The following is a 9,296-nucleotide window of genomic DNA, read 5'->3' on the forward strand; positions in this document are numbered from 1 at the left end:
AAGAATCGGGTTAAACCAATTTAGAATCAGTAAGCCATGCATAAGCCAATTCACACCAACATCTCTTCGTTTGATGTGAGCTAATTCATGATGAAAAATGTATCGTAACTGATGCTCATCTAATACTTTCATATGTACACTAGACAATAACACCTTTGATCGAATAAATCCGAACACAGTTGGACTTGAAATCTTTCCAGCTAAAAGTAGTGAGATATCCTGTTGAACAGACATAGATTTTTTACAGTTTTCAAAAATCCGGACAATCCTCTCATCCGTAATAATAGGTTGTTTTTTTATGTAGAGTAATAAACGCCTATTCATAATGATCGTAGTAAGGCTCAGAGTGATAACCCCAGCAAGCCAAATATATAAAAGGATTGTATAAAATGAAAATGTCTCATCATCTTGCTTTTCATTAGTGTACGTTTGTTTTTTAATTTCCTCCGCTGTTTGTGTTGAACCAGATGCATAGGTATCTTCTTTTTTAATTACCTTTGTATCACCTATATCTGTCGATCCTTGTATACGATCTACAGGGTCTTGGTGAAAGATAACTAAAGTTCCATTACTGTACGAAAGAAGAGAATAGATACTGTAGGAACTATCTGGTGACCATGGCAATAAAAGTCTTACGATTAATATCATCCATAATAAATACTGCCATCTTGGAGTTAACTTATTTCTAAGCAAGATTTTGATACATAAAATTAGGCCAACTAATATACTCGCCATAATGGAGGTTTCTATCACCCAATTAAAATATCGAGGTAGATAGACGTTTACAAACATATCTATCATTATGATCTATCCTTCCTCCAATTTTCCTCAGTCTTCTCATCTAAAATACGTTTGAGTTCGTTAATATCCTCTGAGGACAACTTTTCTTCTTTTAAGAAATTCACAAGCAAAGGTTTAAATGCTGCACCATAGAAACGTTTGAGGAACGATTTGGTTTCTACTTGTAGATAACTTTCTTGCGACACTAAAGGATAATAGGCATACATACGCCCTTTATCCTGATGATAAGAAACTGCCTCTTTTTGGACTAATCGATTAATAAGTGTTCGAATGGTTTTCGGTTTCCAGTCCATCGTTACTTCTAGCGCTTCAATCACTTCATTTGCCGTTTGAGGAGATTTTGACCAAAGAACTTTCATGATTTCCAATTCAGCTTCCGATATTTTAGGTAATTCTTTCATTGTCTAAAATTCCACCCTCCGTATTACGTTTGTAATCTGTAATTAAATATTACAAATGTAATCCTGGAATGTCAAACATATTTTGGATTTCAAAATACATTTCCATGAAAATTAAGAAATTAATCCCAAAAACAATGAAAATACGCTATTCTTTCTATAGAATTATAGGAAAAGATACGTGTTTTTTCATTTTAGGGGTATTTTGTTTTGTTAGCTTGATAGCGATGTGGCCGTATTCCTAATGTAATTTTAATAACGAACAAATGTTCTTGTAACATATATGGAAAAATACATATCATTAATATTTATATATCAGGAATTAGTTATCTCTAATAAAAAAATAATTTGACTATTATTGACAAAATAATAAAATAAGAAGCCGTTATAAAAATATCGTGGATGAAATTTTTATAACGGTTTCTTATTTGGTTATATTTATGTTTTAATTCATATTCGAACACATCAGACATAAAGTAAAGTTTTAACAATTTCACTCTGTTCTGCAGTCGAAGGTAACAAGTGCACAATGTCACCAGCATGGCTTGGAGGATCTCTAGTTCTTCTATCTCTAAGTTTGGCTACCTTGTCGCTTAATAGACATATACATAGAATTTCATGGTAAAATAGTAAATATTTTTAAATAATCGGATGGAGGGTTTTTAAGTGAAACTTAGAAAAATTTTTATGTTTTGTTTTTTGTTTATATTCACATTAACTATTGTGACCGGTTGTAGTTCTTCACAAAGTTCCACAACTGTAAAAAATGGAAAGGCATCTTCGTCTTCAAAGAATGTGGAAATTGAAGTTGAAAATGCTGAATACGTATTACCATTAAATGGGTCAATGGGAGGAATAAATAAAGATAAAGTATTGAAATTCAAAGTGAGTTTGAAAAATAAAGGGGATAAAATGTTAGAGATATCACCTTATCTCTTTACACTATATCAAGGTGATGAAAAAATGAAGAAATATGATAAGGCTGATTCAGATAAATTACGTTTAATAGAATTAGAACCTGGTAAAAAAACATCGGGGATTCTCTACTATGAAGTGAATAAAGCCTCATCATATGAGCTCGTTTATTCCAATGAAGAAACAAAAAAAAGAGACGAGGAAACAGAAAAAGTTTCTTTCAAAATTGATACGCAAGAAATAGAAAAGAACACAAAAGACTTAAACAAACCAGCTGAAGTTCTAAAAGCCTATATAAATGCTGTTTATTATGATAAAGATATAGACAAAATTAATAAATTATCCGGTGAAGACGGAAAACAATTTATTCAAAATATACAACAAGAATTTAAAAAAGACGCAATGTCCAGTACGCATAATGGAATTAGTGATCAGGAATTTGAAAGTTATTACAAAAAGTTGAAATCTGTACTTCAGGAAAAAGTTACATTTAAAGTAAAATCAGTAGGTTCTTCTCCTGAGGAAGATAAAGTTGAAGTAGAATTAAAAGTGAAACCATTATTATTAAGTGAATTGCAGCCAAAATTAAATAAGGAAAACGAAAGATTGCTAAAAGAAACTCCAGGAATCGAACAGTCTAAATTATTTAGCCAATCGTTTAGTTACTTTATATCTATTTTGCCAGAAGCAAAAGTTTCAAATAAAGAAAAAGTAATAAAGGTTGAGATGGAACGCTACGGAAAAGAACAATGGCGTTTTTCGAAAGATAAAGTAAACGATTCAGAGGACGTAATGGAAATAATGGGAGAATTTTTAAAACAATAGAAAGATATGAACGAAAACGAAGTTTGTAACAACCAAACTTCGTTTTTTCAATTTTATAATGACTTACAACAACTGTTATCTCCAAAACGCTAAAAACAAATTTCAGGTCGATAAAAACCAAAGCTTCCCATTTTTGCATATTTAATTATGTTTTTACAGGTAATAAAGCACATGCATATCTTCTGATTCCTTTACTCCCCTCAAATAAATAGGCATGTGCCACTCGTTTTTGGATTATTGCATTCTGTAACAAATCCATTTTTCTAATTTATGTATATTATTTAACTAATTCCCCCATTAATTTTCTGAGCTACTTTTAGATCTTTTGTTTTAAATCCGCTATTTATAGACCATCTATAAAATAGAAATGAAACAATTGAAATAAGTACCATATCCCATCCATAAGTTATAATATTTAACCCACCAAATCTTTCACTTCCAATGTACGATATACAAATCATAAATAATAAATACCCCACAATCCATAATCCAGCTAAAAAATTCTTCTTAAATCCAACCCATTTTCTTTTTAATTGATAATAAAAATATATAGGTAAGCCCATAAGTATAATAAACATTACTTCTCCTGTTAATGGCCATCTTGCCCAATATAATGTTAATGATGCAAAAATGAAACCTAAAGGCGCGATAATGTTTAATCTTTTTATATAGAAAGGACGATGAAAATTAGGTGCAGTTTTTCTTAGAGTCATTACTGTTATAGGTCCAGTAACATATGAAATTAATGTAGCTACTGAAATAACTTCAGCTAAAACACCCCATCCTTTAAATAAAAATAAAAAAACAAAACAAATCATTAAATTAAACATCATGGCAAATCTAGGCACACCATATATAGGATGTAATTTCCCAAAAACTTTAGGGAAATATCCATTCTTCTCCATTCCATATAGCATGCGTGATGTGGTTGCCATATAAGTAGTACCTGTACCAGAAGGAGATACAAAAGCATCTAAATATAATACAATAACTAACCAATTAATATTTAGTGCTATCGCTAAATCAGCAAATGGTGAATTAAAATTTAAATTCGACCATCCGTTAATTATTATATTGGGATTTACAGCGCCGATAAAAGCAATTTGTAATAATACATATATTATAGTTGAAATTAAAATGGATCCTACAACTGCCCGAGGAATTGATTTCCCTGGGTTCTTTGCTTCACCAGCCATATTAATTGGACTTTGAAAACCATTGAATGCAAAAATAACACCGGATGTTGCCATAGCAGTTAATACATTTGACCAATTAGATACATTAAAGTCCTGATGACTGGTAAAGTTTTCTCCATGAAATCCAACAAATAGCAATGCACCAATTGTAAGACCAGGAATTACAATTTTAAATATAGTAATTAACGAGTTTACTTTCGCAAATAGACTAACAGTCCAATAATTTAAAAAGAAATAGATTAAAATAAGTAAAGAAGCAGCTGCAAGACCTTTGGAAGTCAACATCCCATTGTCTACTAAATCCTTGGCCCAACTTGCCCACTCCCAAGGCCATGAACTCATATATTGTATTGACGCTATTGCTTCAACCGGGATAACTGAGACGATGGCTATCCAATTAGCCCATGCAGCAATAAATCCTACGAAATCTCCATGTGAGTATTGTGTATATTTTACCATTCCGCCAGCCTCTGGAATCATGGCTCCTAACTCGCTATATGGTAAGGCAATAAATAATATTACAATCATTCCCAAGACCCAAGAAAAGATAGCGGCCGCTCCTGATATTTTGGCGGCCTTCCATGCACCAAATAACCAGCCAGACCCTAAAATCGAACCAATCCCAGTCATTGTAAGTGCAAAGGTTCCTAGCTTACGTTTCATATTTTTCATTTTTCACACGCTCCTCGTTCACAAAATAAATAGAATCCTCTTATTCATTAACCTTTTACTCATATATACTCCCCCCTTTTTATTTAAAGTAAGAATGTAAGTTTTATAGACCAATTCACTATAAAGTTTATCTCTAACCAACTCTTTATAATGTATGTATACCCTCTATAAGTCTCTCTAAACCTAAAAACTTTTAACGATATTTGTTACGGAAGAACATCATAATCTAGTATGCCTCTATATTGAGGGTTCAACGAATCATGTTAGTGAAGCACTAATAACCACATTTGTTAGAGTGTACCTCTGCATTAAGAATATTTTAGTTCTAAAAGACGAAGTTCATCTTGTCTATGTTCTTAATTTGATAGGCATGAGATGCTCCCCCAGATGCATTCAAGATGGACACGAAAATGAAGGAAACTGTTATACAAATTTCTACATTTCTTTGGTAATGTATCGCTCCTTTCTTACAAAAAACTCATCCACAGGTCTGAGAGGGTATTTGGAATCCTATCCGTTAACTTCATTTTTTGTAATGGCATATTTATTCTCGTGGGTTGTATTAATTCCATTTATCTTATCGCAATGGGGGATTTTTCCTAAAACAAAGGTATTTGATATTTTCTTTTTTGCCAATGCATTTGTAGGCCCTATGTTAGCAGCGTATATCATGTTTCGAACCCTTGAAGGCAAAGAGTCATGGAAAAAAGTTAGAAAAAGCATCCTATCTACTAAAGTCGGTTTGAAGTGGTACTTGTTTACCATCATCGTTATCCCCGCTGCAATGTTTCTAGGTATGGTGATATTAAATGGAGAGATACCTACTTTCCGTGACCTTAATTTTGAATTTTTTATAACCTATCTCATCTCTTTTGTAGCAATTTTCTTTCTCGGTGGACCTTTACCGGAGGAAATTGGATGGCGTGGTTTCGCTCTGCCTCGATTACAATCAAAATTTGGACCGCTAAAAGCTACATTACTCCTTAGTGTTTTTTGGAATTTTTGGCATCTTCCACATTTCTTAACGGCTGCACAAAGGGGTGGACCGGGTTCTGACCTTTCTCTCCTATATATTCACTTGCCAATTTTTATTTTACTGTGTTTGCCAATCTCAATCATTCTCACTTGGGTCTATAACTGTAATCACGGTAACTTATTTATTGTCATGCTAGTTCATGCAAGTGTAAATACGTTTAGCTTGGCACAAACTCATTCCACCAACGCTGTTTTAAAGAATACAGATACATTTGTAGTGATAGGATTGGGGTTTATTGCTTTGCTTATTCTTATTTTCACACGAGGCAACCTGGGATATAAACAAACTTCTAATGGAGTAAAGTTCAGTAACAATGAAAATATAAGTAAATAGAAAAGAAATCCCTAGAATAATAGGTTGATAGCAATACTATCAAGTTAAGAATCATATTCTTCCCCAAAACGAAAAAACATCATTCAATATGCTTCATTTTACCTAGTAACATCCTAAAACATATAATAGTTGAACTCCCCCCACTTTCACTTCGTTTAGAAGTGAGGGATTCCTAAGTAAAGAGTTCTATCGAACTCTAATTGATTAGGCTAACCCCGCAGCCCCTGCGGTTAGAAGTCTTATTGCTTCATTCTTTATATTGATACTTGCGTTAATATCCCTATCATGGTGTGTACGACAAGAAGGACAGTCCCATTTACGTAGGTTTAGATTTTTAACGTCTTTGTTCTGATATCCACAACAAGAACATATATTCCAACATAGTTCGAAACTGTAACCCTTCACGCTCCTTGAGGAAGGAATCTTCTTGGCTAAAATGATAGAAACCGTAAAGATTAGAAATCCTTACGGTTTTTATTTGGATTATTTACATGCGTATTCGGATTTATATAGTTATTCTGAATCACTATATTTTTAAAAATTTAACTTCATTAGATTTATTTAATTGTAGCCTCCACTTTTATTTGTTCTTTTTGAGTATTGTTATCTATAGCTATATATATTTTTTCAATTTTATAGACGGTATTTCTTGGCAATAATAATTCGTATTGCCCTGGATACGCAGTCAAGTCATCTGAATTCATATACGCACCATGAGTCCCAGAACCTACCTTAAATTCTGTCATAACTGGTCTTGTTTTGGCATATCCGGCATCAATAAGTATAGAAGTGCTTATATATCCAAATTCTGTTATTGTTTTTCCTTGGAATTTTTTTTGTATTTCCTTGAATTTCTCCCTATCAACCTTGCCATTTTTTATTATGGAGTTATCATACCCCTTTCCAAAAATCCATGCATCATCCCCCCGATACGCTTTTATATTGTCATTCACTTTTGCCTCTTTTCTGTTTAATGCTTTATCTAAGGATTCAATTTTTTTCTTCATTGTAGGATCAGAATCTAATTTACCCACATGCGTTCTTAAGAATTCATTATACGGCCTTGCATTTTTTGTATAATCTCTTATGGCAGATTTCTCTTCTTTGCTCCACTTACTAAATTGTTTTTTTCCCCAAGCATCAGCTTCTTCTTTGTTTGTACACAGCTTATATTTATCTACATTATTACAGTCCTTGGGCTTTGACGGTATATTTCCTATATATTTTGATGTAGATTGAAACGTCACATTATCGTTTGGCTCAGTCATCGCAAATGTAGATGTAGTACCACCAAATACAGTTAAACCTAATGATAGAATAGTAGCTATAGCTAGACTTTGTTTTTTCATATTAATACTCCTCTTATTCTGTATTTTTAAAAATTAAAGGTTTCCATACCAAAGAAACAAACTTATTTATTGAACATCACTTCTTAATTTGTTTGTATCAAATCTCAGAGTCCTTGATTATTTCCTGTTTAATTTCTTTGATTCTGCCAAACTATAAAGAACCCTATAGTAAGATGTATCCATTCTCCACAATTATGTTTATATAGATACGGAAAGCCATCATAACTATGAACTTTTACAAATGGATAACACAGTTATAAAACAAAAGAAAAATATTATTATAAAAATAGGATTCATTTCAAAGAATAAACAAACTCATAAGAACTCGTATCTTAATAGTTATTCCTACAATTTATCCCTGGTTATTTATTGTATATAAAGTGAAGTACGCATTGTATTGAATGGGAAATTAATAGAGGTTTTTTGATATTCAAATGTCCCCTGTTGATGCCCAGATGCATCCCATTTATAATACCAACCAACAATTGGTTTGCCCCCAATTACAGTTGATCCAATACTCTTTACTGCTGAACCATTCATTTTTGCAATTGGATTTTGTCCATATCCAATTTCTTTGGTGTAAATATATAGGTAACTTCCCCCATGGTTTCTTGTTGTACTAAAGCTATTAGTATTGATTGTCTCTACCCCACCTTGCTCAGACTCTACTTGTACAACGTTTAATGAAGATAATGGTGCCGCAGGACCAGCAGATGCCTCTGTTGCCATTCCTAAACCTAAAAATGTAGTAATTGCTAACGATGAAATCCCTAATGCTACTTTTTTAAACATAATAAGATCCCTTCCCTCCATTTATTGTATATCATCACAACATAACTTTATTTCCTAAATATGTAAATCCCTTGAGGTTGTAGAAATATAAAATAGAATATTCTGTTTTATATTTCTACAGCTTTATCAACACAGGAGATAGGATTTTCACCTTTTTACGTAGATTGTATTATAGGCATGTCTAATTGTTCATCCTTTACTACTCTGTGGGATTAGGTTATCAAATTAATAAATTTAACAATTTATTTTCAAGATATTTATTAACTAGAGTATTATCAATGAAAGAACCATTATAGGGATACGGAAACAATTCTAGGTATGAGGTGTCACTATTGGCATTAATTAAAAATAAAAAAAGAACTTTATTCAAGTTCTTTTAACCAATGAGACTAGGTGGTCTAGCTCACACCTCTAATCTGACATATTTCTTTATTGTAAATTCTCTTTTTCCTTTTAATCCATTACAGTGTGTATTTATAGGCATACCGCCAACATTTTAACGAGAATATAAGCTAAGCAAAATTTCACATAAGAAAACGTTACTTTATATCTTATTCCTATAAGAAATCACAGTGTGCAACCCAATCATTTGTTTTACTATTTTTAGCAAAATAAATTCCGCCACCATGAATAATCTTTAAATGTGCTTTTGGATCATCTGTTATTTGAAAAATAAATTCATAATCCGCGGGCCATTGGATACCGGATTGGGCAAAGCAAGCATAGCCCCCTAATTTATGTATATAATGATTTTCTTCAAAAATATCCTCGTAATAGTCAATCTCAATTGTGTTCTCAAGTTCTAAAATTCTATCCTGTATGTTGTTAGGAAAATCTTCAGTATCCCATTGTGGAAATTCATCAACTACTAACTTTGGTATTAAGGGGAAAGGCTTTAGAGTTGGAAAAGTAAGTGACATCTCATTCGGCACTAGTTCCTCTATAGAATCATATTCTCTAATACAAAAATTTCCTGATA

The 9,296-nt window shown here is 32.3% G+C and carries 8 protein-coding genes and 1 pseudogene; 2 read left to right on the forward strand and 7 right to left on the reverse strand.

The genetic code is table 11. From position 1 onward, the window contains the following. Window positions 1-801: M56 family metallopeptidase (locus GFJ36_RS29710; RefSeq protein WP_242016004.1), on the reverse strand; the 801-nt coding region annotated here is incomplete at its 3' end. Continuing rightward, a complete protein-coding gene (locus GFJ36_RS16525; protein ID WP_097890926.1) occupies window positions 801-1,202 on the reverse strand; it encodes a BlaI/MecI/CopY family transcriptional regulator in 402 nt (133 codons plus the stop codon). The genes GFJ36_RS29710 and GFJ36_RS16525, both read right to left, overlap by 1 nt. A 663-nt stretch (window positions 1,203-1,865) precedes the next feature. Here GFJ36_RS16525 and GFJ36_RS16530 point away from each other — a divergent pair. Then, window positions 1,866-2,939, forward strand: a complete 1,074-nt coding sequence (locus GFJ36_RS16530) for a DUF5105 domain-containing protein (RefSeq protein WP_097890924.1) — start codon at window positions 1,866-1,868, stop codon at window positions 2,937-2,939. A gap of 281 nt (window positions 2,940-3,220) precedes the next feature. On the opposite strand, the gene GFJ36_RS16535 is transcribed toward GFJ36_RS16530, so the two are convergent. Next, window positions 3,221-4,807, reverse strand: a complete 1,587-nt coding sequence (locus tag GFJ36_RS16535) for an APC family permease (RefSeq protein WP_157349685.1) — start codon at window positions 4,805-4,807, stop codon at window positions 3,221-3,223. Window positions 4,808-5,258: 451 nt separating this feature from the next. Here GFJ36_RS16535 and GFJ36_RS16540 point away from each other — a divergent pair, with 451 nt between their 5' ends. Beyond that, on the forward strand, window positions 5,259-6,176 hold the full coding sequence (locus GFJ36_RS16540; protein WP_157349686.1) for a CPBP family intramembrane glutamic endopeptidase: 918 nt from the start codon (window positions 5,259-5,261) through the stop codon (window positions 6,174-6,176). A 204-nt stretch (window positions 6,177-6,380) separates the two neighbouring features. Here the strand turns inward: GFJ36_RS16540 and GFJ36_RS16545 are convergent. The 4 genes and pseudogenes from GFJ36_RS16545 to GFJ36_RS29715 form a co-directional block, all read right to left on the reverse strand. After that, a pseudogene (locus GFJ36_RS16545) lies at window positions 6,381-6,548 on the reverse strand (zinc ribbon domain-containing protein); the annotation flags it as partial. Window positions 6,549-6,733: 185 nt separating this feature from the next. Beyond that, window positions 6,734-7,525 (reverse strand): ADP-ribosyltransferase, encoded by a 792-nt coding sequence (locus GFJ36_RS16550; protein WP_097890918.1) that lies wholly within the window; start codon window positions 7,523-7,525, stop codon window positions 6,734-6,736. A 366-nt stretch (window positions 7,526-7,891) separates the two neighbouring features. After that, complete coding sequence (locus GFJ36_RS16555) at window positions 7,892-8,317, reverse strand: DUF4879 domain-containing protein (RefSeq protein WP_097890916.1); 426 nt, start codon at window positions 8,315-8,317, stop codon at window positions 7,892-7,894. A 557-nt stretch (window positions 8,318-8,874) separates the two neighbouring features. Next, on the reverse strand, window positions 8,875-9,296 hold a 422-nt coding region (locus GFJ36_RS29715), incomplete at its 5' end, for a YwqG family protein (protein WP_481747067.1).

The organism is Bacillus sp. EE-W1, from assembly GCF_009760835.1.
GTDB lineage: Bacteria > Bacillota > Bacilli > Bacillales > Bacillaceae_G > Bacillus_A > Bacillus_A wiedmannii.